General features: G+C 58.6%; 26 protein-coding genes and 3 pseudogenes. 14 read left to right on the top strand and 15 right to left on the bottom strand.

From position 1 onward, the window contains the following. Nucleotides 1-21: 21 nt before the first annotated feature. The 7 genes from CupriaWKF_RS22720 (at nt 22) to CupriaWKF_RS22690 (ending at nt 3,751) form a co-directional block, all read left to right on the top strand. A complete protein-coding gene (locus tag CupriaWKF_RS22720) occupies nt 22-345 on the top strand; it encodes a metalloregulator ArsR/SmtB family transcription factor (protein WP_276102992.1) in 324 nt (107 codons plus the stop codon). A gap of 8 nt (nt 346-353) precedes the next feature. Beyond that, nucleotides 354-788, top strand: a complete 435-nt coding sequence (locus CupriaWKF_RS22715; RefSeq protein WP_276102991.1) for a YeeE/YedE family protein — start codon at nt 354-356, stop codon at nt 786-788. A 1-nt stretch (nt 789) separates the two neighbouring features. Further along, nucleotides 790-1,221: a YeeE/YedE family protein gene (locus tag CupriaWKF_RS22710; RefSeq protein ID WP_276102990.1), complete on the top strand. Its 432-nt coding sequence runs from the start codon at nt 790-792 to the stop codon at nt 1,219-1,221. Between the two features lie 56 nt (nt 1,222-1,277). Then, complete coding sequence (locus CupriaWKF_RS22705; protein WP_276102989.1) at nt 1,278-2,096, top strand: sulfite exporter TauE/SafE family protein; 819 nt, start codon at nt 1,278-1,280, stop codon at nt 2,094-2,096. Between the two features lie 55 nt (nt 2,097-2,151). After that, a complete protein-coding gene (locus CupriaWKF_RS22700) occupies nt 2,152-2,970 on the top strand; it encodes a c-type cytochrome (protein ID WP_276102988.1) in 819 nt (272 codons plus the stop codon). Nucleotides 2,971-3,146: 176 nt separating this feature from the next. Continuing rightward, entirely contained in the window at nt 3,147-3,350 is a 204-nt protein-coding gene (locus tag CupriaWKF_RS22695; RefSeq protein ID WP_276102987.1) for a DUF2892 domain-containing protein, read from the top strand. Nucleotides 3,351-3,403: 53 nt separating this feature from the next. Beyond that, nucleotides 3,404-3,751, top strand: coding sequence for a carboxymuconolactone decarboxylase family protein (locus CupriaWKF_RS22690; RefSeq protein ID WP_276102986.1), 348 nt, complete (start codon nt 3,404-3,406; stop codon nt 3,749-3,751). A 49-nt stretch (nt 3,752-3,800) separates the two neighbouring features. On the opposite strand, the gene CupriaWKF_RS22685 is transcribed toward CupriaWKF_RS22690, so the two are convergent. The 3 genes from CupriaWKF_RS22685 to CupriaWKF_RS22675 form a co-directional block, all read right to left on the bottom strand. Further along, complete coding sequence (locus CupriaWKF_RS22685) at nt 3,801-4,109, bottom strand: acylphosphatase (protein ID WP_276102985.1); 309 nt, start codon at nt 4,107-4,109, stop codon at nt 3,801-3,803. A gap of 129 nt (nt 4,110-4,238) precedes the next feature. After that, complete coding sequence (locus CupriaWKF_RS22680) at nt 4,239-4,562, bottom strand: hypothetical protein (protein WP_276102984.1); 324 nt, start codon at nt 4,560-4,562, stop codon at nt 4,239-4,241. A gap of 227 nt (nt 4,563-4,789) precedes the next feature. Then, complete coding sequence (locus CupriaWKF_RS22675; protein ID WP_276102983.1) at nt 4,790-5,338, bottom strand: hypothetical protein; 549 nt, start codon at nt 5,336-5,338, stop codon at nt 4,790-4,792. 259 nt (nt 5,339-5,597) lie between these two features. Between CupriaWKF_RS22675 and CupriaWKF_RS22670 the strand changes: the two genes are divergently transcribed. After that, nucleotides 5,598-6,122 (top strand): TetR/AcrR family transcriptional regulator, encoded by a 525-nt coding sequence (locus tag CupriaWKF_RS22670; protein WP_276102982.1) that lies wholly within the window; start codon nt 5,598-5,600, stop codon nt 6,120-6,122. 183 nt (nt 6,123-6,305) lie between these two features. After that, nucleotides 6,306-6,641 (top strand): GNAT family N-acetyltransferase, encoded by a 336-nt coding sequence (locus tag CupriaWKF_RS22665; RefSeq protein ID WP_276102981.1) that lies wholly within the window; start codon nt 6,306-6,308, stop codon nt 6,639-6,641. A 420-nt stretch (nt 6,642-7,061) separates the two neighbouring features. Here the strand turns inward: CupriaWKF_RS22665 and CupriaWKF_RS22660 are convergent, their stop codons facing one another. Together CupriaWKF_RS22660 and CupriaWKF_RS22655 are read right to left on the bottom strand one after the other, a co-directional pair. Next, nucleotides 7,062-7,538, bottom strand: a complete 477-nt coding sequence (locus CupriaWKF_RS22660) for a GNAT family N-acetyltransferase (protein ID WP_276103170.1) — start codon at nt 7,536-7,538, stop codon at nt 7,062-7,064. Between the two features lie 315 nt (nt 7,539-7,853). Then, the gene (locus CupriaWKF_RS22655; RefSeq protein ID WP_276103169.1) at nt 7,854-8,918 is read right to left on the bottom strand and encodes a porin; all 1,065 of its coding nucleotides are present in this window, start codon (nt 8,916-8,918) and stop codon (nt 7,854-7,856) included. Between the two features lie 488 nt (nt 8,919-9,406). Between CupriaWKF_RS22655 and CupriaWKF_RS22650 the strand changes: the two genes are divergently transcribed. Both CupriaWKF_RS22650 and CupriaWKF_RS22645 read left to right on the top strand, forming a co-directional pair. Then, on the top strand, nt 9,407-10,672 hold the full coding sequence (locus CupriaWKF_RS22650) for a M20 family metallopeptidase (protein ID WP_276102980.1): 1,266 nt from the start codon (nt 9,407-9,409) through the stop codon (nt 10,670-10,672). Beyond that, nucleotides 10,672-11,298, top strand: coding sequence for a trimeric intracellular cation channel family protein (locus CupriaWKF_RS22645; RefSeq protein ID WP_276102979.1), 627 nt, complete (start codon nt 10,672-10,674; stop codon nt 11,296-11,298). The genes CupriaWKF_RS22650 and CupriaWKF_RS22645 overlap by 1 nt, the downstream gene beginning before the upstream one ends. Before the next feature lie 471 nt (nt 11,299-11,769). Here the strand turns inward: CupriaWKF_RS22645 and CupriaWKF_RS22640 are convergent, their stop codons facing one another. Further along, entirely contained in the window at nt 11,770-12,093 is a 324-nt protein-coding gene (locus CupriaWKF_RS22640) for an H-NS histone family protein (protein WP_276102978.1), read from the bottom strand. 731 nt (nt 12,094-12,824) lie between these two features. Here CupriaWKF_RS22640 and CupriaWKF_RS22635 point away from each other — a divergent pair. Then, entirely contained in the window at nt 12,825-14,840 is a 2,016-nt protein-coding gene (locus tag CupriaWKF_RS22635; RefSeq protein WP_276102977.1) for a diguanylate cyclase, read from the top strand. Nucleotides 14,841-15,633: 793 nt separating this feature from the next. Here CupriaWKF_RS22635 and hfq read toward each other — a convergent pair. Then, nucleotides 15,634-15,855: pseudogene (gene hfq / locus CupriaWKF_RS22630) on the bottom strand (RNA chaperone Hfq); the annotation flags it as partial. A gap of 194 nt (nt 15,856-16,049) precedes the next feature. On the opposite strand from hfq, the gene CupriaWKF_RS22625 reads away from it, so the two are divergent. After that, nucleotides 16,050-16,424: a PHA-granule associated protein 4 gene (locus tag CupriaWKF_RS22625; protein WP_276103168.1), complete on the top strand. Its 375-nt coding sequence runs from the start codon at nt 16,050-16,052 to the stop codon at nt 16,422-16,424. 238 nt (nt 16,425-16,662) lie between these two features. Here CupriaWKF_RS22625 and CupriaWKF_RS22620 read toward each other — a convergent pair whose 3' ends face one another. Next, complete coding sequence (locus CupriaWKF_RS22620) at nt 16,663-18,300, bottom strand: methyl-accepting chemotaxis protein (RefSeq protein WP_276102976.1); 1,638 nt, start codon at nt 18,298-18,300, stop codon at nt 16,663-16,665. Nucleotides 18,301-18,797: 497 nt separating this feature from the next. Between CupriaWKF_RS22620 and CupriaWKF_RS22615 the strand changes: the two genes are divergently transcribed. Then, a complete protein-coding gene (locus CupriaWKF_RS22615) occupies nt 18,798-20,060 on the top strand; it encodes a diguanylate cyclase (RefSeq protein WP_276102975.1) in 1,263 nt (420 codons plus the stop codon). 515 nt (nt 20,061-20,575) lie between these two features. Here the strand turns inward: CupriaWKF_RS22615 and CupriaWKF_RS22610 are convergent. The 7 genes and pseudogenes from CupriaWKF_RS22610 to CupriaWKF_RS22580 all read right to left on the bottom strand — a co-directional run bounded on the left by CupriaWKF_RS22610 (nt 20,576) and on the right by CupriaWKF_RS22580 (nt 26,436). Beyond that, nucleotides 20,576-21,574 carry an ATP-binding protein gene (locus CupriaWKF_RS22610; protein WP_276102974.1) on the bottom strand — a complete coding sequence of 333 codons (999 nt, stop codon included), beginning with the start codon at nt 21,572-21,574 and terminating at the stop codon, nt 20,576-20,578. 156 nt (nt 21,575-21,730) lie between these two features. Continuing rightward, nucleotides 21,731-22,156, bottom strand: a pseudogene (locus CupriaWKF_RS22605) (DUF429 domain-containing protein); the annotation flags it as partial. 302 nt (nt 22,157-22,458) lie between these two features. Continuing rightward, the gene (locus CupriaWKF_RS22600; protein ID WP_276102973.1) at nt 22,459-23,895 is read right to left on the bottom strand and encodes an RtcB family protein; all 1,437 of its coding nucleotides are present in this window, start codon (nt 23,893-23,895) and stop codon (nt 22,459-22,461) included. Nucleotides 23,896-23,915: 20 nt separating this feature from the next. Next, on the bottom strand, nt 23,916-24,344 hold the full coding sequence (locus tag CupriaWKF_RS22595; RefSeq protein ID WP_276102972.1) for an archease: 429 nt from the start codon (nt 24,342-24,344) through the stop codon (nt 23,916-23,918). 256 nt (nt 24,345-24,600) lie between these two features. Further along, nucleotides 24,601-24,846, bottom strand: a pseudogene (locus tag CupriaWKF_RS22590) (RtcB family protein); the annotation flags it as partial. A gap of 186 nt (nt 24,847-25,032) precedes the next feature. Beyond that, complete coding sequence (locus tag CupriaWKF_RS22585; protein ID WP_276102971.1) at nt 25,033-25,416, bottom strand: RidA family protein; 384 nt, start codon at nt 25,414-25,416, stop codon at nt 25,033-25,035. 78 nt (nt 25,417-25,494) lie between these two features. Next, nucleotides 25,495-26,436, bottom strand: coding sequence for a LysR substrate-binding domain-containing protein (locus CupriaWKF_RS22580; RefSeq protein WP_276102970.1), 942 nt, complete (start codon nt 26,434-26,436; stop codon nt 25,495-25,497). Between the last annotated feature and the right edge of the window lie 64 nt (nt 26,437-26,500).

Genomic DNA, 26,500 nt, shown 5'->3' with positions numbered 1-26,500 from the left:
GACACAAAGTTTAGACGACCTATGGACCAGCCCCACCCGACCATTGACCTCCCCACAATGCAAGCTGCTGCGACGAATGCCTGTGCGCTGCTCAAGGTGCTCGCCAATCCGGACCGCCTGCTGCTGATGTGCCAGCTTTCACAGGGCGAGCTGTCAGTCGGCGAACTGGAGGCGCAACTTGGCATTCGGCAGCCGACGCTATCGCAGCAACTTGGCGTCCTACGCGAAAACGGCCTCGTCGCAACGCGCCGAGAAGGAAAGAACATCTTCTATTCCGTGGCAAGCCCTGAGGCGCTCGCCGTCATGGCAGTCCTTTATGAGCAGTTCTGCGCCAACGCCAAATAGGAGGCGACATGTTGATTGACCTCGGTAACTTCACGCCCGGTCTGTCGCTGGCTGGCGGACTCGTCATCGGCGCGGCAGCAGCCGTGCTGGTGCTGTTCAACGGCCGCATTGCCGGTATCAGTGGCATTCTTGGCGGCCTACTCAGCCTGCCCCGAAAGGACATGGCCTGGCGCCTAGCCTTCCTTACCGGACTGGTCGGCGCCCCAGTACTTGCGAGCCTGCTCGGGAAGCCCGCTGTTGCCGATATCCAGGCGAGCTGGGGAGAAATCCTGGTCGCTGGTTTTCTGGTTGGCCTTGGCACCCGCTACGCCAGCGGCTGCACCAGCGGTCACGGCGTGTGCGGCATCTCGCGCGGTTCCGTCCGCTCCCTGGTCGCCACCCTGACGTTCATGGTGGCGGGATTTCTGACTGTCTTCGTACAGCGGCACCTAATTGGAGGCTGACATGACCGCCATTACCGCATTGCTCGCGGGCCTGCTCTTCGGCATCGGCCTGATGGTCTCCGGCATGGCCAACCCCGCCAAAGTACAGGGCTTCCTCGACCTGGCAGGAACCTGGGACCCGTCGCTGGCCTTTGTGATGGCCGGTGCGATTGCCGTCGGCTCACTCGCCTTCCTGATTGCCAAACGCCGCAAGCGCTCTTTCCTTGGGCTGCCTGTGCAACTGCCCGCAAGCACCACCGTGACGCTGCGGCTGGTGCTCGGCAGCGCGGCGTTCGGCATCGGCTGGGGTCTGGCAGGCTTCTGCCCCGGCCCCGCGCTGGTGGCCTTGGGCGCTGGCTATCCAAAGGCCGTTGGCTTTGTGGTGGCGATGGTGGCCGGCATGGTCGTATTCGAAGTTGCAGAGCGGGCCAAGTCGCCCCTGCAACGGGCGTAAGCAGGCCAGCACCCGGCGGCGACGTCCAATGAACGCATCTGTTAAGCCGTACATCGATGGAAAACGTACTTGCCGTCAGTGCAGCGCTGGGCTCGGTAGTCGGTCTCATCCTGGCGTTGACCGGGGCAGGTGGCGCTATTCTCGCTGTGCCGCTACTGCTCTTCGTTCTGCATCTGAACGTTGCGGAGGCCGCGCCGGTCGCGCTGCTTGCGGTGGGCCTGTCTGCCGCCGTAGGAGCCATACTTGGACTACGCGCAGGCATTGTGCATTACCGCGCTGCCATGCTGATGGCTATCGCCGGCACGCTGTTCTCACCTGTCGGATTGTGGCTCGCGCACCGTCTGCCGAACGGCCCACTAACGCTGCTATTCGCAGCCGTGCTGGCCTTTGTGGCATGGCGGATGTTCTGGCAAGCGACCGGGAGCACGCCGGAACACCCAACGGGAGCCGGCCTGTTGCGGCCTTGCCAACTGGACAATCGCACCGGCCGCTTTGTCTGGACCGCTTCCTGCACCCGCGCCCTTGCGCTCTCCGGTGTAGGCGCCGGCTTTCTCTCCGGCCTGCTCGGTGTTGGTGGCGGCTTTGTCATTGTTCCCGCTCTGAAGAAGGCCACCAACGCCTCAGTGCAGGCCATCGTGGCGACGTCCCTGGCAGTCATCACGCTGGTCTCCGCTTCCGGCGTCATTTCGACCGCGATTGCCGGGCGCATGAACTGGCAGATTGGTGTGCCGTTCGCTGGAGGTGCCGTAGCTGCCATGTTAGGGGGCAGGCTCGTCGCCAGCCGGTTAAGCGGCCACAGGCTGCAACAAGGTTTTGCAGTGGTCGCCGGCCTGATTGCCATCGGCATGGTCGCGAGAGTCGCCATGGCTGCCTAATGCGAATACCAAAGCGAACACATTAGTCGATACAACCATTTCTGAGGAGACATTCGTGAACACAATCAAGCTGCGCATTTTGACCCTGGCAATGCTGGTTGCCGCCAGTGCGCCAGCGCTATCTGAAACGCAGGCGATGCCTATGCCCGTGCCAGACGAGGCCTCGATTCCCAAGGGGCCAATGGGCGACGCCATCAGACGTGGGAAGGTCTTACTGACGGACACCCACAAACAACTTCCAAACAATGTCGGTAATGGCCTGAATTGCACGAGTTGTCACCTGAATGCCGGGACGACCGCCTATGCGTCGCCCTGGGTTGGACTCGCTGGCGCCTTCCCCGAATACCGGTCCCGGAGCGGCAAGGTCATCTCCCTTCAGGAGCGCATCAACGACTGCTTCCAGCGCTCGATGAATGGCAAGCCATTGGCGTTCGACTCGGCCGAAATGAATGCCATCATGGCCTATATGAAGTGGCTGTCTACGGGGGTCCCGACTGGCACCAACATGACCGGCAGAGGTTTCGAAAAGATTGATACCGCGCTCGTCCCAAACCGTGAGCACGGTAAGGCAATCTATGCAGCGCAATGCGCGTCCTGCCACGGGGCGGAGGGGCTTGGCACCAAGAACCCGCAAGGCGGTTATATTTTCCCGCCCGTCTGGGGCAAGGACTCCTTCAATGTAGGAGCCGGGATGGCGCGCATGTACACCGCCGCTGCTTTTGTGAAGCACAACATGCCGCTTGGCCAGGGTGGAACGCTATCGGCACAGGATTCCGTAGACGTTGCAGCCTACTTCACGCAGCAGCCGAGGCCCGATTATGCCGCCAGGGTGAAAGATTGGCCAAAGGGCGACAAACCGAAGGACGCACGATAGCTTCAGCCCAGCGCCGACAGCCTACTCGCTCCGCATGAGCTTGCGCCACGTCAACACCTGACGTCCTGTAGGGGGCGAGACTATTCAGTAGCTCTCGCTTCCAGAACTCAATGTTCTCAGCAGCAACCCACTCCGCTTTTCATCCACCCCATCTTGTTATTGGCAAGGAGCCAGTCATGCAAGCAAATGTTGGAACCGTTGACCGAGTCCTCCGGATTGTTGTCGGGCTGGTCCTCATTGGTCTGGCCGCGACAGGTCGCATTGGCGCCTGGGGCTGGATTGGCGTCCTGCCTCTGCTGACAGGCATCGTGCGCGTCTGCCCCGCTTACAGCATTCTTGGTGTAAAGACCTGCGCGTCATCGAAGTCTGGTGCCAAGTAAGTCCACATATCGTTCGGCCTGCCATCGCAGGCCTCAAGATGAAGGAGGTTTTCATGAGTGGCCTGCCAGAATTCAAGACTGTGGTCAAAGACGTGTCGGCGCAAATGCGCGGCCTGCGAGAGAGCCAGCCGGACTTGATGACGGCCTTCAGCCAACTGGCCGCAGCCGGCACCAAAGAAGGCGCGCTAAGCAAAAAGACCCGGGAGTTAGTGGCGCTGGGTATTGCAATCGCGTGCCGCTGCGATGACTGCATTGGCTTTCACGTCAAAACGCTTGTCCAACTCGGAACCACCCGAGCTGAATTAGAGGAAGTGCTGGGAACAGCCGTGTATATGGGAGGCGGGCCGTCGATGATGTACGCCACGCACGCGCTCGCGGCATTTGAGGAGTTTTCGTCCTGACGCAGGTGTCGGGCTAGCAGTCAACGAATACGGTGCGCGATGAACACCCTTACAGGGTTGGCAAGCGCTCGAACCGGTCAAAGCGTGCAAAGGGTGGCTTCACTTCAGTAACTTCAAGCTCGTCCACAAGCGCTGCCGACATGCCTTCACTCAACCAACCGCACATGTCGACGAGCTGCTCTGGCGAGCCCTGAAGCATTGCCTTTACGGTATCGTCCATGCGGTTGGGGACCCAACCGGTAACCCCTTGCTCATGGGCACGGCGCACGCTCGCCTCCCTATAGCCGATACCCTGCACAAGACCATAGCCGCATACCAGCCGCGTCTCGATGGGCGCGTCGCTTCTATCTGCTTGCATAAGAGCTCTCCCACATTGAACAGACCCATGGCGCCCGAGCGCCCCTGGCTGCGCAGGGAGAATCAAGTCCATCGGTACCGATTCGGTCTTCTAGCTCTGCACGAAGAGGAGCACTAGCTGTATGCGCTCTCACGGCTTACCCGACGCCATAAAATCCATGCTGACATCCTTGGTGTTGCCGATGCCATCCTGTCCGGCTATCTCGTCCCAAACACGCCTAGCCTCACCATCGAAGCACGGCGAGCCCGACAGCATATATCGCCGCCCGCTTGAGGTGACGCCGACCGCTGTTTCTCTGTCAAAGGATTGGATTGCGCTGCTCACTCGAGCCTCATTGTTCTCGACGCAGTACCCCACAAAATGTCGTTGACCCGACCTTGTTTCGCGAACCCGCCAGCGCTTAAGTGTGACGAGCGGCTGTACATCAACAGGTGCAACTGTGCTCACAGACATGATGTGTCCAACTATTGAAATCGCAAAGGCCCGCAGCTTAAGCCTGCCAACTCTCTTCGGCAAAAGGTTCATATGGGCTTTCGAGAGCGGACCACAAACCAATGCTCCATTGCCCGGTGTCTACGGACCAAGAGAGGCCGGATGGGCAGGAAACAGCGGCGTGACCCATTCATGCGAGATATAGGATGACCGCGAGTGTACGTCGGCCGAGGCTTTCCACGACGAACTCAGTCGCTTTCCGACGAACCACGCCCCAAACTCTCATTGCTAAGGGGAAGAACGTTTCGGAAACGTTCCTCGATATGAGCCACGATGGCCGGGGTAGCCTTCCGACGCATTATGTCGAGAAACTCTTGGAAGGCTAGTTCGATGGATGCCAAGTCCATTGCCTCAACCAGACGCGTCTTGATAGGGTGCCCTGTTCGGCCGAGCGTTCGCTCTGCCACATCCATCAGATACATCCGGGCGGCGGCAAGGGAGCGCTTCTGTCCAACCAGCTTTGGCGGGATGGCTGAAGGTTGTTCTTCCAACTGCCAGGTAGCCGTTTCATGGATGCGTTCGGGGACCAGCCTGATGAATCCCCTTTGTAGCAATTGGCGCAGCGTATCAGGGTCAAGCCCGAGATGCTCCCCACGGGCGCGAAGGTCCCGCGAGCGGGTCTGCCCATCCACCATGATGAGCAGCGCGCGGCTGCGACGGTCAAGCGTCCCATTTCGCCCGGTAAGCTCCTGCCGACCGGCTTCCGTTTTCTCCAACCGCCCAACCTTGCCTTCCATCGCTCCCTCTCCCCACGGGTCGCGGCCAAGCTAAGACACCCGGTTTACACAAGTGTGACAACTAGATAACGCGCACAGGATAAAGTCGTCCTGCGTAACCCAGGCCACAGCGCGAGCCAACGGCATCGTCAGGCGGTCACGGAAGAGGTGTCATATTCGTTACATCGAATTTTGATACGCTTGGTCCAATTTAGACTGAGGCCGAAAGATGGCAGGGCGACCGTTGGAGTTTGACCGAGACCAGGCGTTGGCGCGTGCCATGGACGCGTTCCATTGCTACGGCTATGAGAGGCTTCCGACTGCCGTTCTTGCGGAAGAAATGGGCCTGTCCAAGTCCTCGCTATACAACTCATTTGGAACCAAACGGGAACTCCTGCTCGAGTCCCTCGCTGCATATGCCGATGTAAGGGCCACAACCATCCGCAAGATAGCCGGCTCGCCCGATGTACTTGGGCAGATGCGCGCGCTGCTGGTCGATATCGCGCAAAACAATGACGACGGTATGGGCTGCTTTCTGGTAAATACGGCTGCTGAACTTGGTCAGCACGACTTTGGCGTACGACAACTCCTGCAGTCTTGCTTTCAGTCCGTCGTCGATGCGTTCGAACTTCTCGTCCTCGCAGGGCAGCGGTCCGGAGAATTCAAGCGAAACCTCAACTCGGCCAAAGCCGCGCTCATGATTGTTACCAACATCGCGGGATTGCGCGTGCTCGCCAAGGCAGGCATTCCACCGGAACACCTCACCACAGCCATCGAGCACCCCCTGACACTTCTCGCCGCCTAATATCCGCACACCGCCCTACCCGAAAAATCGATTAGAGGCATCGCGGCATCCTCAAGACACCATCACCCTGGATTTTCACGTAGTACCATGCGGCCCCGTCATGCGACCAAGGCAGACCTTCGTGATGTGGAAGCATTGCTTCGGTCGTGCTCACTCCCCGTTGGTGGGATATGTGGTGAAGCGGTGCAATTTCATGTCAGCCGGGACAGAACTGGCCTCCTTGGGTGCGCTGGAGTCGAGGAATTCGGCGGCAGCGTTGGCCTGTTGCGAGGGGTCGCTGTCGTCCAGCGCGCGAGACGGGCAGGGCTAGCTGCCCTGCTGGTTTCCGCGCTGGTCGCCGATGTCCGCCTGCGTGGCATCGATACCTTGGTCGTCGGGACTAAGGTGGCTGCCGGCTATTTCTCCGGCCTTGGGTTCACGCCTGCTGACCGTGCGGACGTCCCACTGGAATTACTGGCTTCCCGTGAATTTGCTAACACCAATATCAGTGAAGCCACGCTACTGAAAGCTGAACTCTAGCTGCACGTACCAGTCAAGGGAATGGGAGACGGCCGGCAACGATTCCATAAAGCGAGCCGGACCGAGGATTCGAGACGGTGTAATGATTCCGTTGTGCCCAATTCTGGGCTGCCTTAAACACGTCCGGCTCCCGCTGACCCCAACCACTTTTCATCAGTGGCTCGGCGTCCTGTTCCGTCGTAGGGTACACGGCTGCTTGATGCTGAGGCGCCCGGCTCCGAGTTCCCGGGATGGTAATGGTACGAATCGTTACATGCATTTCATCGAATCTGCAGAGATATTCGTGCTGGCAGGCTCATCCGGCTACGGTCGTCATAGGTCACCTGGATACTGAACAGTCCTCCTGCGGCGGGAAGAGGCCGAGGCACACGCACGTATTCTTGAACTGTGACAGGACGACAACCTCTCAGACTATTCGGGTTAATGCGAATTTGAATACGTCCAAGTATTCCACCCCCGAGTCAAGTCCCGAGTCATGCATTGGTCGGCTTGGCTATTGGCACGCTGATAAGCCTTCGCAGCTCGTACCTCATTTGGCAGTGCGCTATAGGGCGTCAACGAAAATCCATGCCTACAAAAGAAGTTCGCGCAAGACATCGATAGAACCACTGCCAGCCGACACCCGTCGGCTTGTGCTCTCATCAGGGCGGCCTGAACCAGATGTGATGCGATACCCTGTTCTCGGTAGTGGGGGAGCACTGCAACTGGCCCTACGACAGCTGTGGTGCCGTGACGTTCGGCGCCCGCGCATCCTGCTATCACTTTCGCCGCCACAGCAACGTGGAGCGTTGTCCTGGCCAGGTCAACATCGGAAGTATCTAACCCAGTTTGCTCTAGAAGGTCGACCAGTGGCACCCACTCACCCGTTGCCGCTGCACGAATCGAAATGTCTCTCATCATGAGTCCTCCCGCGACGGTGCGCGATGAGACTGACTGTCCGGCGGCCGGCGGAGTCTCGCGATAGCCATACCGCCACGCGTCCTTCCTGGCAGCATTGACTTGGCTGCCCCCCAATTGAGCCATCGCTTCATGACAACAGCTAGCGCTTCCAACTCGGAGACGGCACTGGCGCGTCAACGACAATCACAGCTACAGGCGAAAAAAAGGCCGGCATTGCTGCCGGCCAACGTCCTTAACCCAGTGACAAGTCAAGGTCGATATGAGCTGTCATGGCACACCCAGCGGGTGTGCCGATTCTCGCGCCAAGGCGGATTAGAAGCGGTGACGCACGCCGACCATGGCGCCAGTCTGGTTCTGGCCCGGCAACGTATTGGCCGTGCCGGTCACACCAAAGGTGGCATTGCCCTTGTTGCTCACATAGCCGAGCAGCAGGTACGCGTCGGTGCGCTTGGAGAAGGCGTAGTCGGCGTTCAGCACAAACATCCACGAATCCTTGCTGTCAGTGCGGGCATCCGTATAGTAAGCCGCACCAGTCAGAGTAAAGGCCGGCGTGAACTTGTAGTTCGCGCCCAACCAATACAAGTTGTCGTGACGGGCCGTACCGGTGGTGACTTCGTCGCGCATCCAGCGATAGCCGGCGAATGCCTTGGCGTCACCGAAGGCATACGAGGCGCCAATCGCAGCACGCTTGGCCGTCAGGTCCGCCGACGCAAGGGTGCTGCCCTGGAACTGGTCATAGGCAGCGCCCACCGAGAAGGGGCCGTTCGCATAGGCCAGGCCACCTCCAAAATTGGTGCCGACCTTGAAATGACCCGGCACTTCACCGCCGAGACCGGAAGTGACATCGCGGCCGAAGCTGTAGAAACCGGTTGCCGTCAGACCGCCGAACTTACCGGTGTACTTGATGGCATTGTCCGCGCGGCCATTGAACTGATTATCGACGGAGTTGAGCGAGTACATCGGTCCCACTGCCATCGGGTCGTAGGCGCCGAACAGGTCATACAGCGAGTTCTGCTGCCGGCCGAGCGTGACAGCGCCGAAGTCGCCTTGCAGCCCGACATAGGCTTGGCGGCCGAACAGTCGGCCGCCCTGGGCAGATTTGCCAGTGTCGATGTCAAAACCGCTTTCCAGCACGAAAATACCCTTCAGATTGTTGCCGAGGTCCTCGGTTCCACGCAGGCCCCAACGCGAGCCAGAGAGACCGCCAGAAGTTACGCCAGTTACGGAGCCGCTTCCATTGGCGCCGCCATTGACATGGCTTTGGAAACTGATGCCAGCATCAGCGATGCCGTAGAGCGTCACGTTGGACGATTGGGCAAACGCGGCGCCGGACATGGCGCAAGTTGTGACTGCCACTGCAAGGAGAGTTTTTTTCACTGTCAATCCCGGTTTCTTTTTGAGCGAAGGTTCCTGGCGGTGGTGTCGCGGCTAGTACGCGAGCCGCGACTCCCCACCGACTCGGCTGCGAGATATTGCGACAGAAATGTGACAGTAACATGTAAGCAATTGTCCTAAAATATGGATAATTATTTCTCTTATATGAACAATGTGCCCGGGCCCTGTCACCTAAACTTCCGATGGCGGGCATGGCCGATACGTCTCCAATCAGGGAGACAAATTTTTGACGAAGTTCGTGTCGGTATGCCCCAACACCTCGGCTGGCGACAGCGACCTCGTAGACCGCCGACCTCAATGGCTTTGAACAGCTCAAGGGCTTCCGGAGAGGCAACGCAACCTCAGCTTGGGTTCCGACGCGGCAGAACGGCGTAGCAATAGGTCCATTCAAGGAAAGGCCAAGGTTTGCTCTTCTTGGACGAAGCAACCCGGATGAAGCAAACTGAACACTAAATGTCCGGAGGTGTTTCATGAACGCACTCGTCCAAGCTTTGGCGAACCGCAGCGACCAGTTGCTGGCGGAGCTCGAAATCATCTACAAGGACTTTCACCAGCACCCCGAGCTGTCGATGCAGGAGGTCCGGACCGCCAAGGTCGCCGCAGATTACATCGAGGCCCTGGACTATGAAGTGACGCGTGAGGTAGGCGTCACTGGTGTCGTTGGTGTGTTGCGCAACGGCGAGGGCCCCACGGTGATGCTCCGCGCAGACATGGACGCATTACCCATGGCCGAGAACACCGGGTTAACCTATGCCAGCAGCATAAAGGCCAAAGATGAAGACGGCGTCGAAGTCGACGTCTCTCATTCCTGCGGGCATGACATGCACGTGACATGGCTGATGGGGGTGGCGCGTGTCTTGGCCGAGCACCGCGACGCCTGGAAGGGCACGGTCATGCTGGTCTTTCAACCAGGCGAAGAAGTTGGACGAGGTGCCAGCAGCATGGTCGATGACTGGGATGCGGAACGCTTTCCCAAGCCAGACATCATTCTGGGCCAGCACGTCATGGTCGGCCCCAGCGGCACCGTCAGTTATCGCCCGGGCGTCATTCTGTCAGCGGGAGACAGTCTGAAAATCAAGCTGTTCGGGCGTGGCTCGCATGGTTCGCAGCCGCAAACATCCATCGACCCGGTCATTATGGCCGCATCCACGACGCTACGCCTGCAGACCATCGTCTCGCGTGAGATTTCGCCGATGGACAACGCCGTGCTGACCATTGGCTCCCTGCAAGCGGGTACCAAGGAAAACATCATTCCGGACGAAGCCACTATCAAGCTGAATATGCGCACGTTCGACGATGACGTGCGCGAGTACATGCTGGCATCCATCCGGCGAATCTGTTGTGCGGAGTGCGATGCATCCAACGCTGAGCGGCCGCCGGAGTTCACCACGCTCAGCACGTATCCTCTGACGGAGAACGATATCGCAGCCACAAGTCAGGTGGCCGACGCCTTCAAGGCGCAGTTTGGCGATAAGGCCTATGAGGCACGGCCGGCCTCGGCCAGTGAGGACTTTAGCGTCTTTGGCCGAGCCTGGAATGTGCCCTACGTGTTTTGGTTCATTGGCGGCACCGACCCTGAAGTCTATGCGCAGGCCAAGGCCGAAAAGCAGTTGAACAAAATACCGAGCAATCATTCGCCGAAGTTCGCACCCGTGATTCACCCGACGCTCGAAACGGGCCTGCATGCGATGTTGACGGCGGCCTCGGCGTGGCTTTGTACGGCTCCCGAGGCGTGATGGAACATAACCTCTTCGTTTTGGTGGACCTGCTGGGGACCTTCGCGTTCGCGGTCAGTGGCGCCCTTGCCGCTGAGCAGAGGCGGCTTGACCTGTTTGGCGTGCTGGCCATCAGTTACCTGACGGCTTGCGGTGGGGGAGTAATTCGTGACCTGTGCCTCGGTGCTCTGCCGCCAGTCGGCATTTCGGACTGGCGCTACCTCGCGACGTCGGCGTTAGCCGCCGGGTTGGCAATCTGGGCGCGTCCAATCATTGACCACCTCAAACACCCCATTGTTTTCTTCGACTCGCTAGGGCTGGGCTTCTTCGCCGTCATTGGCGCGCACAAGGCGCTGCAGTTCGGCCATAACGTCGAAGTTGCGATTCTTCTCGGCATGGTGACCGCCGTTGGCGGTGGTGTGGTGAGAGACGTGGTCCTCAATCGCGTACCCATTATCCTCGAGAAAGAAATCTACGCCATTGCAGCGCTGGTCGGGGCAGCCATCCAGGTGCTTGGGCAACTCATGGAGTGGAAATTCGCGCTCACGCCGTGGTTCGGCGCTTTGACTTGTTTTGGGCTCCGCGCCCTAGCGGTGCGCTATTCCTGGAGCCTTCCAGTTGTACGTGGAAGGGACGTAGCGCAATGAGTGCTCGCTTTATTGGGTCAAATTCGGTTTGCTTGCCCAATCTCATGGAAGAATGGAGCACCTGTACCCCGTCCAGTTCGATTTCGAACCGATGATGCCGCAAGAACCGCGTGCACGCCGGGCGCCAGTCGACGCGCCTCTACTCGTCATTGACCTACCACCGACCTTGAATGACCTCGCTCGGTGCCCAAGCTGCGGGCAAGCTGATTTGTCTGCAATTTCTCTTGAAATAGCTTCTCCGCAGGATGGGCAGAGAGCCTTGCTGGACATCCTTGGATGCCTGGCGTGCGGCGAGGGACTTATCGATGAGAATGCGCTCCGCGCACTCCTCGTGGGGACCTGCGGGCAGGACGTTTCGTGCGAAAACTCGCCTTTGGCCGCAATAGCCTGAGCTTCACGAACGGCAGCTTCGACACCACCCTTTTCAGCTAGCTTCAAAGGGTTCCGCCGCTCGCTGCTGGGCGCTCCTTCTCAGGCCTCTGCAATCAAAAACTTCGCCCTATTCTTGCCGAGCCACGCCGGCGCACGCCCGCGTCCTGACCACGTCGCGCCAGTCTTCGGGTCCATATATTTTGCCGGCAGCGACACCTTTTCCTTGGCAGCAGTCGTACCTTTCCCAGCAGCGGCGGGTCGCCCGCGCCGACGCGTCGTGGCAATGTCGTCCACCGTCAGCTCATACTCAGCCATCAACCCCTGGATTTTCTCGATGACGCCAGCAATTTCAGTCGCGCGAACTTCAGCGAGCTGGGCTTCGAGCGCTTTCTTTTCTGCCATGAGCTGCTTGTAGGTGGCCACTTAAAAGTCCCTTTGTTAAGTAACATTAATATGCTACCTGATTTCACGAACTGCATAGGGAAAACTATAGGTTCCATCGGCAGTGAGTATCCTCAGCTAAGCAGATTTGGCAATGTACCGGGCAAAGACGCCAGGAAAAGAGGCGCCACGAAGTCTACGAGCACTCCATGCATCGGTAAGCGGCAAACCGCCTTGAAATGGTGACCCATTTGCGGCGCGTCCTGCAAAATGATGAATTCGTCCTCCACGACCAATTCTGAGTTCGAAGACCGACGAGATAGTGGGGGTGGAAGCTCTGGTGCGCTGGCACCAATCCGTGGCCAAGGAGACGGGACTGATTCTTCCACTCTGCATGGGCGCTCTTCACAAAGTGTGCGAGGCGATGGGCCGTTGGCACGCTGAATTTCCCCGGATGCGACCGCTCAGCTAATACTTGCCCCACCGTCCTCAAGCGGTCGGCGGTCGGAAGGCCTCAGATTGTCTCCCCTGTTGCGGGCAGCATAGATGTCTGCTTGACCGCCCATTAACGAATGTTAGGGGGAATGGCTCGTACGCAGGCGAAAACGCGACTGTAATGTCCAAGATTCCGCTAACATTGCCTCTTAAGACCCCTACACGTCTAGGGTTAATTGACCTCCTGCCGCAATTGTCCCGAGTAATGCCGCTCACCTCCACCTCAGGGCAACTGGACAGCGTGCGATTGGCCAGGGAAGAAGAGCAAAGGCTGAAGAATGGTGCGCTGGTCATTAAAATCCCGGGTGGTCGCCTCAACAGTCGTTGTGGTTCTTCTTCTCGCGGTCCTGCTGTTATTGATTGCCCGCCAGTACATTTTCGCCAACCTAAAGGATTCCCTGCAGGCACAGCAGGATGCGCAGGTGAGACTGGTTGCAGAGCAACTCAACGACAAATTCGAAACACGTGTCGTCATCCTGCGCCGGCTTGCTGAGCACCTTGCCCCGCTGCTGGCCCGTGGCCCAGAAGAACTGAAGCGCGTCACTGAGCAGGCCGCGCCTATTCCCGAATTGTTTGATTGGGTATTTCTCGCTTGGCCGGACGGTAAGCGGGCATTCGATACGAGGCCGATAGACCAGAACCCCGACATCTCGAACCGAAAGTACTTTCGTGACATTCTGGGCGGCGCGTCTGTCGTCATTTCCGAACCGGTGATAACCAAGGTAACCGGCGCGCCGGGCATCGGTATCGCTGTACCCGTGCGTTCGGCTGATGGACGAGTGCTGGCGGTTCTGGTGGGAAGCTTCGACCTCGGGCGCGAAAACTTCCTCCGGGCGCTGTCTCGCAGTCGCATTGGCATGACGGGAACCTATTGCCTTATCTCATCGGGTCAATCCCCTCGCTACGTCGTGCATGCTGACCCAGAAAAGATACTCAAGCCTGCGGCTTCCGTAGGTGAATCGTGCGGTACTGACCGGGCCAACTTCATGTGGGAATCGGCTTGGCCGACACGACCCATTGTTGCTCGACATCGGCTTGAAACGGCAGGGTGGGAATTGGTCGCCACGCTCCCGGCGAGAGAAGCCTTCTCGCCAATCACCCGTGCCAGAGTGAAGATTCTGACTGCGGCGGGAGCAGCCTTGGCTATTGCTGGATTGCTGATGTGGCGAGTAGCCCGTCGCCTGCTGGCACCGTTGGGAAACCTGGAGCGGGCCGTAGAGCAGAGTGCGATGGACTTGTCAGTTCGCGCTGCGCTTCCCACTTCCAGAGCGGACGAAATCGGCGCACTAGCCAGAACGTTTTCGAGCGTGATGGGCCAACTTTCAGACCGCACCAGTGCCTTGCTGGAAGCTAGAAGGGTGGCGGAGGAACGGGAGGCACGCATCCATGCCGTTGCCAATCACATACCGGACCTCGTTGCCTATCTCGACGTGGACAAGCGCTACGTGTTCGTCAACCAGGCGTACGAACAGCGATTTAGGATGCCTGCAAGCAAAATCATCGGTCTGACACCCAGCCATCTTTGGGGCGAGGACGTTTATGCGAAAGCGATAAGGCCTCACCTCAATCTCGCGCTCTCAGGAGACCTCGTTACGTTTGACGCTGAGTATCACTACGAGAACAAGCCGGTTTATCTTGAGGTCACATATCAACCAGCCTGGAACGGCACCGCAGACACCGTCGTTGGCGTGCATGTCTTTGCCAGAGATATAACTGTAGAGCGCCAGAAGATGCGGGAGCTCGAGCAAATGACCCTGTCAGACTACCTGACTGGCCTGCTCAATCGGAAAGGCTTTGCCCGGCGTCTGGCATCGGCCATGGAACAGGCCGAGGGAGGCGCAAAGGCAATGGCATTGCTTCTCGTCGACCTCGACAATTTCAAGCTTGTGAATGACACTTACGGCCACGCGGTTGGTGACAAACTTCTAATCGTCCTCGCGACGCGCCTCAGGTCCTGTGTTCGCCGGCACGACGCTATCGCGCGAATCGGCGGAGACGAATTTGCAGTGGTACTGGAGGACATTTCGACGTCGCAAGCATTGGAACGTGTCGCCGAAGCGATAGTTCTAGCGACCGCTGAGCCCTGTATCCTTGACGGTCACCGGATTACTTGCAGCACGAGCGTTGGCGGCGTGCTCCACAAACCGGATGAGGACAGCACTCGGAACGAGCTTTTCTTGAAAGCAGACACTGCACTTTACGCGGCTAAACATGCCGGCAAAGCTAGGTTCGTTGTCTTCGGTAAGTCGCAAGCGGTTTCTTCCGATTTCGATGGCCGCGCGGACTCACATTGACATTGCTTCGGGAAGTCTCAAACACTGCAGCCCAAAACAAAAGAGCCAAAGAGCCGCCCTGATAGGGTTGCTCCGAGAACCCGGCTAGAAGACATTCGAATGCGTTGTGCCCGCAGCCGGGTGCTTCTGCGACACCCGTGCTGTCATGCCAGGCAAGGCTCCTACGTGTTTCATCAAATCCGCCCGCAGTCTGTCGACCCAGCGACTGATTACGTGACAACTTCTTCTCGCTATTACGCGACCTGATATGCTCGATTGGGTGTTGTTGCAGCAATAAGTCATTACCTACCGCAGCCCGCTTTGCTTTCGTTCCCTTCGGTCAGTCGCAAGGTGTTTCCTCACCATCCGACGCCCGCAATGCGAGAAGGCATTCGACGCGCAGTGTGTGCTTCCGGTGTCCTTCCCCTGTAAAAAGTGTCCCGATGCTGGAGACATGCGGGGCGCGAACGAGGGGCCTGCAGGCCGAGTCCGGAACCTGCACACGAAACATTAGGCAATGTTAGCTATCGACTCTAATTCCAAAAGCTGTTTACCGCACACACGGTAATGGAACGTAATACTTTGGCCGAGAACCCATATCACGACCTGCCACGAATACTTGGCGTAAACTAATACTTATCTTCCAGAAGATATGCCAAAGTGGCTTGTCGTAACGCAAGGAAGTGCGCGGGGGAGTTCAAAGGGGCAGAAGTGCCGTGCCCCCAGGTCACCAAGGCCGGCATTCCCGCGCGACCACTCAAGTTTCCCGAACTCAATGCCGCGAGTTCCGCGCAGGAGGACGCGTACCCGAGCTCGATGGACGCATCCCAGTTTGCAGCTGAATAGTCGAGATTGCACTCTTGTAGATTGTCTGCATGTCGCCGCCCGGCGCGCTTAGCATCACCACGAAGTGGTCAAATGACGCGATTGAACCGGTCAGCTTGACACCGTTAATGAGGTACACGTCGACCCGCTTTCGCTCTTTGCGTGCCGCATTCAGGAAGTCATTTTGCGCAGGAGCCTGCTTCGGTTGCATAGTGTTTCCTGTGATGCAGACGACACTCACAAAGACTAGGATTCTCCCAAAACATTATGTACGGTTCCCAGTCGCCACAGGGCCGCATCCAGCAAAGAATGCTCTTCCCCGCTTACAATGCTGCAATGCAATATGAACCGGGGCCGAAGAAGCGTACAAATAACCACACGCCCTACATGCGGTGGAGGAAAAAAATGGCGACAGCTCGGGCTGGCACCAGAGAGGAGGCGCTGAAGCTCCTGGAAACACAGGGAGTAACAGTGGTGGAACTGGACTACGAGTCAGGCTGGCAAGACGCCATCGAGCTCGGCCGCATTGGCGACAAGCGCGGGATACGCGTTGAGTATCGCGGTCACGAAAGCATTGCGGTCAATTCGCGTGCAGCGCTGATTGCTGGCCTCAAGCGGCCCAAGAGAACCTTCCGGCAGCGAAATCTGTACTGCCAGTTCAATTTGGACCGCCTCGCAGCTAATGACCTTGAGGCAATGGAAGCGAAGGCAACCAGTCAGGGGGACTACATTCTCGCCGGGCACCTGATGCGGGACGTGGATGAAGTTTGGGCGGAGTAAGGTGGCGCCCTGAGTCCCGCCCCTGGCCATTGCACACGATGCCGCCCCAACTAGAGTTAGCCCCGGCAAAGCGACGGGTAGTGTTACCTTGTTACGGTGTTACGAGATATAGAAGCCATGTCCGCCGGCTCATCTGGCTTGAGCTTTGATGAGCCGGGAGCCACGCGCCATCTTGGTCGAGATTGCCGCGATGCCCCTGGCTTGCGCAGGCTGACGAAAGGCCAATGCACTCCCAGACCTAGGCTGTTACGGTCCCCGCCTGCTTGGAGAAGCTATTCCTCACCTCACTGGCCCGAGCGCCGAAAGCATCTGTCCTTTCGGCTCCTAGCCTGAAGACCGAGACAGCGTCGAGCAATTGTTGGCTCTGCTCATTGAGCGATGCCGCCGCAGCGGCAGCCTCCTCGACTAACGCCGCATTCTCCTGCGTCACTTTGTCAATCTGCGCCACTGCCGACCCGACTTGCTCAATACCGCTGGTTTGCTCCGCCGAGGCAGCTGATATGTCCGCCATGATGTCGGTGACGTGCTTAACGGCGCGGACGATTTCCTCCATCGTCTTACCCGCCTCATCGACCAGGGTTGAGCCCTTGTCCACCTTCTGCACCGACCCTTCGATGAGCTCCTTGATTTCTTTAGCTGCTGCCGCGCTGCGTTGCGCGAGCGAACGCACCTCGCCAGCCACGACAGCAAATCCTCGTCCTTGTTCGCCGGCACGCGCTGCCTCAACTGCCGCGTTTAGGGCGAGGATATTGGTTTGGAAAGCAATGCCTTCAATGACGCTAATAATGTCAACAATTCTGGTGGAATTGGTGGCGATGTCATGCATCGTGGTCACTACCTGGCCGACTACGTGACCGCCGCGCTCGGCGATGCCAGAAGCGCTCAATGCCAGTCGGTTTGCCTGCCCTGCATTATCGGCGTTCTGCTTCACAGTGACCGTCAGTTCCTCCATGCTCGCTGCAGTCTCCTCAAGCGCGGAAGCTTGCTCCTCCGTCCGCTGGGACAGGTCCATGTTGCCTTGGGCAATCTGCCCGGATGCAGTTGCAACGGCTTCACTTGATGCCTTAATGCGAAGCACAATATCAGCCAAGGTCCGACGCATGCGGCTCATCGCGTAGAGCATGCTCGACGTGTCGCCCGGCCGGAGTTGTACTTCCACAGCAAGATTGCCGGCTGCGACCTGGCCCGCAACTTCGGCAGCATAAGCTGGCTCGCCACCAAGTTGCCTAACCAAGTTGCGCGCGAACACGAATGCCAGCGCGACGCCCAGCATCGTCGTGGCGCCGAGTACACTGAGAATGAGCGTTCGAGCCGTCAAATAGACATCCTCCGCCTGCTTCCCGCTACGGTCGGAACCTGCGACATTCACTTCAACAATCTTTGCCAACCGCTGGTCAACCTCGTTTCGCAGGCGAATGGAGTCCCCTCGCATCAAGGCGAGCGCCGCATCGTTTTCCTGCTTCCTGGAAAGCTCCAGAACCCTTTCGTGTACAGCGAGATATTGCTCCATCAGCTTCTGCGTCTCCCCATACAGCATCTTCTCCTCGGGCTCCGAAATCAGAGGCACGTATTTTTCCTCGGCACCACGATAGTCAGCGAGAGCTTTGCTCATGCGCTTTTCATACTTGTCCATGTCCTCAGGTGAGACAGAGAGGATGTGTTGCAATTCTGCAGAGCGAAATGCTGACAAGTTGTTTCGCATCTCCATCGAGAAACGGACAGATGGAAGCCAATTATTCTTTATCTCGTTGGTTGTGTCATTAACCCTCGCCATTTCGAAGATGGAAAATATCCCAAGAAAGCATGACATTGCCAGCACAATCATGAAGGCAAACATCACTCGCTTAAAAACGGTCATCCTATTCAAGAATTCCATCTCAACTCGTTTGTTATCATTTTTTACGCTGCACCAAACTGGCGGCGAGCACCCCAACGCGACATGGGCGAGTTGGTACAAGAGCACAAACCTTGCAATGTTACGCCTTCAGCAATAGCTTGCGCCACAAAAACAGCTCACCAAATCCCCATCGTCACATCCAACTATCGGAGCGTTTCCATAAGCTTTAGACCCCACAAGAGAGGTATATATGGGGCTTTGACACACTCGTTGACACACTTATGGCTTATAAGCACCCGGGGATGGGAGCGGTCACAGCAAAATTTCAATGAACTCGACCGCACCAAGAAGAATGAGATAGGAGGCATCGCCCCACATTGGTGGGGTTTATATTTGACTGCAAGCATGACTAAATAACAGCGCTCTTTTCGAACGCCCGGCATACATGGCCTATCGGCTGGCGCCCAAAAAATAGAAAGCCAACATACTGTTGCACAGGCTGCGTTGGCACAAGAGGAGATGCCTGCAGCCAACACGTGCGCGCCGCCGCGCAAGGTCAGCTCAGGCCAACGCGTGACATGCATCAAAGAATATCGTTCGGTACAAAACTGTGGCTAGCACTCGCGCTCATGTGGACCGGCTTACTCGCCGTAAGCATTGAAAGCGCCATTGATGCCCACCAGCGAGTACTTACCGAACGCCGACAAGGTCTGCACAATATACTGGACGTCGCCATACGTATCGCGGAGTCGTACCAGGAGCGCGTCGCGAGAGGCGAACTGACTGAGGACGACGCCAAAAAGGCAGTGCTCACACAATGGGAACTGATGCGATTTCACGGCAGCGGCTATGTGTATGCATTCACTAGGGACTACGTTCTATTGCTGAATCCTGGCAAGCCCAGGCTGGTAGGCAAATCGGTCGAGAACCTCACCGATGCCGTGGGGCGTCGCCCTTATGTGGAACTGGCAGCGTTGGCACGGACCAATGACACGGGCCATGTCGCCGCGTTTGACAGGCTGGTGGACCGCACGCTGGCCGAAAAAATTTCCGCCGCGCGTCCGTTGCCTGGCTGGGACTGGGTGGTAGCCGCAAAACTCTATGTCGAGGACGTCAACACCACGCGCCGCAAGCTAATCATGGCGCGCCTGGCATGGACCTTGAGCGTCGGCCTTTTCTCGACCTTCTTGATGGTACTCATCATCGGCGGCGTCCAGCGGCATGTCGGTCACGACCATTTGACTCGACTGCTGAATCGCAAGGGATTTGACCGCCGCATGGCATCCGCACTGGCAAACTCGCGCGCCGCCGAACGTGAATTGGCGCTGTTCCTTATCGACCTCGACGGCTTCAAGGCCGTAAATGACAGCCATGGGCACGCCGCTGGCGACGCCCTGCTGAAAATGTGTGCCGTACGCATCCAATCAGCGGTCCGTGCCACTGACGCTGTGGCCCGATTTGGTGGCGATGAATTTGCCGTGATTGCCCAGGGCATCTCCTCGATACAGACGGCGGAGCGTATCGCTCAAACAATAGTCTCGGCAGTGTCCGACCCCTACCTCATCGATGGTCACCCCGTCGCGTGCAGCGCGTCGGTCGGCATTGCCGTGAACACTGCCTGCCATCCCACTGCTCAGCACGAACTCTTTCGGCAGGCGGACGCTGCGCTGTACATAGCCAAGCGTGCAGGCAAGAACCGATTCATCTCGTACAACGCGCTGGAGGAAGGCGCCGCCAGCACCCCGCAGGATGGCGCGCGGGTAGAGCCCCCGGAAGACGTTGTCTCGCCAGTCAAGTAGCTGCGCGGATAAGTACGGCCAGAAACAACTCAAGGGATTCGCGGAATGGCGCCAGGACCCAGTGTGGCCGGCGCGACTGGCAATTCTCGTTCGACCATAACGACCACAAGCTCAATCAAACGCTCCGTTGGTAAGTCCGAATCGCTCCTCAGCACGCCTGCTCAGACGCATTTGGCTTGTGCGCTTCTACCCGCCAATTAAATAATGGAACTGGACGCCAATGTCGGCGTCGATGTTGACCACCTCAAGTTCAACCGGGTATTCACCGAAAACTGCTCGCCACTGGAACGCGCATACTCAGACTATGCTTGCGAGAACCTAGTAAGCGAAGGGGATTGGGAGTTCGATGGGGGATGCCCTGTACCACTCTCCGAAGACGGCGGAGCCTATGTGCAGGGCTGGAAGTGGATTTCGCGGGACGAGCTTCGACCCAGATGAGTTCCGCCCCGATGAGAGTGCACCTACGGTGTAGGCGCGATTGTGGCCGCAATTCTCAGAGCGCGAGGGATGTCACATCACTGGACGATTCGACTCCGACCGGATGCTCGGACGCGAATGCCAGCTTGTTGAGCATCTTCCTCACCGGCAGCGATGATGTCATCGAGAACGGAACGGATATTTGCAGGAGTACTAAGAAATTTCATTCCAAAGAATGTACCTCGGAATGAAGCGTCGCTCACTGTACGCTGCTGCTGATATCCAAACAGCAAGGCATCTCCGCTTCCTAGGGCGAACCAACCAAAATTTGCCGCCAGTTCGCTCATGACATACAACCCGAACCCAGAGTTATCGTAGATGTTCTGCTCTCTGTCGTAGTTGCTTGTTCGCGAAACCCCTGGACGAACCGCCATCAACAGCGCATCGGCATCGGTTGCAGCCCCATGCGACTCCGAAAGAGTTCTGGCTATCCCAATTCCCTCGTCGAGAATCGCTATCTCAACTTGTCCGTTGTTCCAACGCTGGCCGCAGATATAGCACTCCGCAGCTTGGGAATGTTCGAAGACATTCCGAATAACCTCTCGAATTGAGTACGTATAGGTTCTGAGCGGCTGTGAGTCATCAAACGAGCCAGCAAGAATTCCGGCAACTCGACGGGCTTCCGTTTCTATCGCCGTGTACCAATCTTCCAGACCTTGCCGGCCAATATCGATGTCTGGACGAACAATGCGGGTAATCGGCACATAGCTGCGGGAACCTCTGGCTTCGCCGACATCTAGCCCCGCTTCCAAACCGATGAAATGAAAGAAGCCCAAGTGCATCAGATATGAATGAGCTTGCCTCGCGCCACTAATTCCTAACGCATACGAGAAGAGATTCCTTTGCTTTCGATAGGCGACCCACTCGCGGAGCTTCGAACCTAGCGCTAGCATGCCCGTCGGCAGCGAGAACCGCAGTGGCGCGAAGTCTACGGTGACCTCCTGCTGGTCCCGCGTGGCGTCGAGCTCGCCAAACAGTCGAGGAAGTCTGTCGCGGTCCAGCGTTACAGGTAACTTTACTATCATGATTATGAACACGCGGAAGTGACCACGGCTTACAAGTTAGCGCTCGAGAGCGGTGCAAAAAGTACGGGTCAGTTGGTCGCCCTCGGCATTCTATCGGGTGCTCGACGGGCTCGGCTTGGCGCCAGCGAAGGGACGCAAGGGAGGCCGGTAGTTGAAGGGAGCAATGGCTTAAGAGCGGTGGCAGATTTTCCACGAGTCGGCATCAGGTACGAAGATGTGTCCGCTAAAGGCGTCCCCGTAGGCTCGCGTTTTCTCCCGGAGCAGAAAATGCGCAGTCAGCGCACAGAGCGCAGCATCCACTGCATCAATTGAGGTAAGCGATGTAGTTTCGATACCGGCATCTTCCAGCAATCTGCGCCGCTGCACTCGCTTCAGTTTGGCTGAGGCGACTTCCTTGCCGAGAAGCGAACAAGTAATGGCGTGCGGAAACGTCTCGAAGGTGACCCTCCCTCCTGCGTAGCGCTTATCAGACAGCAGAGGATACATCGGCGCGAAGGTCCGGAAGACCGTCTCGCCACTAAACATCCAACCATAGAATCCGCTAGTGCTCTCCATGGCACGCTCCTGAGTAGGAGTGGAAAAGCAGGATAGCCTTGAACAAGTAGCCGCCACAAGGCGCGTCAAGCATGCCCCGGCGAAGCAATTTGCAAGTGACGCCGCTCGGCGTGACATTCGTGAATCCAAGTTTCAGCGGGAATGGGACGTTGCTCGCTCCCTTTGCTGAGTAGCGATACAGGAATAACGCTGTCAAACCACGGAAAGTGGGCTCAGCCGGGAAGACTGGGGGTGGTGGTTGCATGCCGCTTCAAGGGCGCGCTCTTCTGGCCCAGTGCCGCTCGACCTGTCTATTGCTGCTCGTTCGCTTGTCGACTGACGACCAGTAGTGGGCAGCCCAGTCAGCCCTTTATGCAGATAACCGGGAGCAGCCGTGCCACCTTGCATGCTAGGCGAGCTTCCTGGGCTGAGTTGACGACATCCGCAACCGGCTTGTACGCATCCGGCGCTTCCTCCGCCACGCCCCGCATGGAAGGGCTGCGCACAAGGATGCCGCGCCCGGCGAGTGAGTCGACTACGGCCCTTCCCTGCCAGTGTCTGCGGGCTTCGGTCCGGCTCATCTGTCGCCCCGCTCCATGGCATGCGGAACTGAACGCCTGCCCTAGGCCTGGCATCTCGCTGACACCAGCAAGCACGTACGATTCAGTACCCATGCTGCCACCAATGAGCACGGGCTGCCCCAGGTCCTTGTAGGCGTCCGGGAGGTCCGGATGGTCCGGTCCAAAAGCGCGGGTAGCACCCTTGCGATGAACATAGAGCAGCCGCTTTCGGCCATTGATGAAATGCTCTTCTACCTTGCAGGTATTGTGGGATACGTCATAGAGGAGCGAGAGCTTTGCCTGCGGCAGCACCTTGGCAAACGCTTTCCGCGTGAGATGCGTAAGAATCTGCCTGTTGGCCAGGGCACAGTTAATAGCCGCACGCATCGCGCCCAGGTAGCGCTCACCCAGTTCCGATTGGATTGGCGCACATGCAAGCTCGCGGTCCGGTAGTTCAATACCGAAACTGCTTGCGGCAATCACCATTTCCTTAAGGAATTCGGTGCCAATCTGATGCCCAAGGCCTCGCGAGCCACAGTGAATCGACACAACTATCTGCCCTGGCTCGAGCCCGAATCCTTTGGCGATGGCTGGATGGAAAATCTCGGCAACCTCCTGAACTTCAAGGTAGTGGTTACCCGAGCCGAGCGTCCCCATCTCGTCCTGCTGGCGGCGCTTTGCAGAAGTGGAAACCGCACCTGGCTTGGCGTTCTGCATCGTGCCCCGCTCCTCGATGTACTCGAGGTCGTCCTCCTCTCCGTAGCCTTGGGCCACGGCCCACCGAGCACCTCCCATGAGCATGTCATGCATGTCGCCGTGCGAGAGGTGAACTACGCCGGTGCTGCCGACGCCAGCAGGAATTGCGGTATATAGTGCATCGGCCAGACGGGCTTTGACGCCTTCAAGCGCTTCACGTTCGAGCCCCGTGCGCAAAGTTCTTACGCCGCAGGAAATATCAAAGCCAACGCCGCCTGCCGAGACGACGCCGCCCTCGTCGGGGTCGAATGCTGCGACACCGCCGATTGGGAACCCGTAGCCCCAATGCGCATCTGGCATGGCAAACGAGGCGCCGACGATTCCGGGCAGCTTGGCTACGTTGCAGACCTGCTGACAGACCTTGTCGTCCATACCGTGGATGAGGTGACTGTCCGCAAAAATGACGCCGGGTACACGCATTCCGCGCACTGGGGATATATGCCACTCATATTCGCCATGGCGGGTCAGGTTAGCCGATTCCATGGTCGCATCCTCCAACGCCATTAGACATCGATGACGCATTGCGCCAGCCACGAACCGTCTGAATCCTGTCTTACGCTGAGCGCCGTATAGGTGGCTCCCTTGGGCTCCACCGCTGGTTGGTGTCTAGAAATATCGATGGATTCTCCACCTATCACAGCGGAGAGCCCGCCAGGCTGCAGCGTCACGCGGAACGAACTGAAAAGCATCCGTCGTACCGACATCTCAAAGATGATGCGGTTTAGCCATTCCACTAGCAGCAATTCGAGGTCTGGAGCCTGACAGGCAATCTCCACCGCATCGTTTGCTCGCACGTGCTCGACCTCAGCCACGATGGCCGTCAAGGCGACTGCGACCTGCTCAAATGCAATCTCGGCGGTCGCACCAATGCCACGCACGCCGACATCTGCGTCGTGCCGGAAGTGTTCCCAGCGGGCAGGTGTCAGCGCCATACAAACCTCCGTCTTTTCGCACTAAAGCGTAGCACCGTGTTACCGCCTAGGAGCCGGCACGCGGGCAACCCCAACAGACTCTTCGAAAGGCAAGTCTGAAAAAGTCGTGGCGCCTTCGGGCGTGAGCGCCTTTGGAATTACTTTTTCATAATGCGAAAAACAGGGCTACTCGCCTCTAAAAGAGGCTTGGGCTACTCAACACCCCCCACAGCAGAGCAGGTAAGTTCCGAGGTAACAGATTGATGTCGGAAGACCAGCCGATGTCCACGCCGACCGCGGCGGGAATCACCGCGCCAACAGTGGGGATCACCGAGCCGATGGTCGAACCCTTGCCAAGGTGGACGTCCGGCATCACCGCCAGATGGTGGAAGATGAATGGCATCTGCGCGGTATTGGCGAGCTGGCGGCGCGCCTCTTCCTCCACCGGGACGCCGCGGGTCCACATCTTGACCGGGTGGCCCTTGCCAGCGTGCAGCAGTTCGTAATGGGCCTGTTGTGTCATGAACGTCTCCGGGTTGATCCGGCTGCAGTTTAGACGCTGTGGCCCGCAGTCAAATCCCGAAGTGCAGACGCCGGTATTCGGGCCGGCACATACCCAGCGGTGCGCTGACCCGTTTGGCGGGCTGGGTAGGTCCGCGTGCTTGGCGGGCGCTGCAGCAGCGCCCGCCAAGCACAAAAACCCCCAAATCTACGCCCCCCCAATCACCACCAAACACTCCACCTCCACCCTAGCCCCCAACGCCAGTCCATTGGCGCCAAGCGCGCTCCGGACCGGATAAGGAGCCTCGAAGAACTCCTTATAAACCTCATTAAAAACCTGCCACTCCCCAATATCCGCCAGCATGATCGTGCACTTGGCCACATCCCGCATCGTCACGCCATGCGCCTCCAGCGTGGTGCGGATATTCATCAAGGCCTGTTTCGCTTCTTCGCGAATGCCACCCGGAACGAGCCGCGTGCTGCCGGGCACGATGCCCAACTGGCCTGACAGGTAGAGCACATTCCCGATGCGGACCGCTTCGGAAAATGGCAGTCCTGCTGGCAGGACCTTGCCGGAATTCAGGAACTCCATGTCTCGCCTCCATGGTGGATGTGCAGTACGCCGGGGCGCCGGCGTGAGCCTCCAATGTAGGCGCCAGAGCGCTGGCCCTCAAGGCGCGGAGACGACGGCGTCCGGCACGTCCCGGTCGGCCGCGCGCCGCAGGCTGTCGAGCATGGCCGCGACCGCCGAGCGCTTGATCGTGTCCTCCCGCCAGTACATCGACACCGAACCAAAACCGGCCAGCCGCAGCGGCACGATGCGCAGTGCGCCCATCGCTTCCAGCCGGCGCGCGGTCCGGTGCGAGGCCAGGCCGATCATGTCGCTGTTGTTGAGCAGCGTGAGGTTCAGCACGGTGGAGTTCGACTCCACGCAGTCCGGCGGCAACGGCCGGCCGGCGCTGGCCAGTGCGGCCTCCAGCGCATTGCGGATCGGGGTGCCGCGCGGCCATACCACCCAGCGGTAGCCGTGCAGCGCGTCCCACGTTACCGCCTCCTGCGTGGCCAGCGGATGGCGCGGACGCGCGACGAAATGGATCGGCTCGAGGTAGAGCGATTCGCCAACGGTCTGCGCGTCCTGCAGCTCGGGCGCGGAACGCCCCACCACGATATCCAGCTCATTGTGCGCAAGCTGGTTCATGAGCCGGTCCATGGTCGTTTCGACCACCCGCACCTGCGCGCGCGGCATGCGCTGCAACAGAAGCAGCACCGCCAGCGGCACGGTGTCGGCCGCCGATGCCCCCGACGTGCCGACCACCACCAGCCCGCTGCCGCCTTCGCGCATGGCGGCAAGGTCGTCGCGCGCGGTGTCGAGCTGCGCGGCAATGCGGCGCGCGTGCTCGATCAGCGACTCGCCATACGGTGTGGGCTGCAGCCCGCGTGCCTGGCGCTCGAACAGCGGCAGCCCGATGTCGTCCTCGAGGTCCTTGAGCCACTTGGAAAGCCCGGGCTGGGTCGTATTGAGCAGCGCCGCGGACTGGCTCATGTTGCCGGTCTCGGCCAGGCTGAGAAGCATCTGCAAGTTGCGCAAGCGCAGTCGCTGGGTCCAGTCCATGTCTGATCGTCGGGTTCACCTATACGATTAATCGTATGGATAAGAGTAATTCTTCATTTCAAAT

This window comes from Cupriavidus sp. WKF15, from assembly GCF_029278605.1.
Taxonomy (GTDB): Bacteria; Pseudomonadota; Gammaproteobacteria; order Burkholderiales; family Burkholderiaceae; genus Cupriavidus.
Note: the sequence above shows the minus strand (reverse complement) of the source record. Positions and strands in the feature narration are given on the sequence as shown.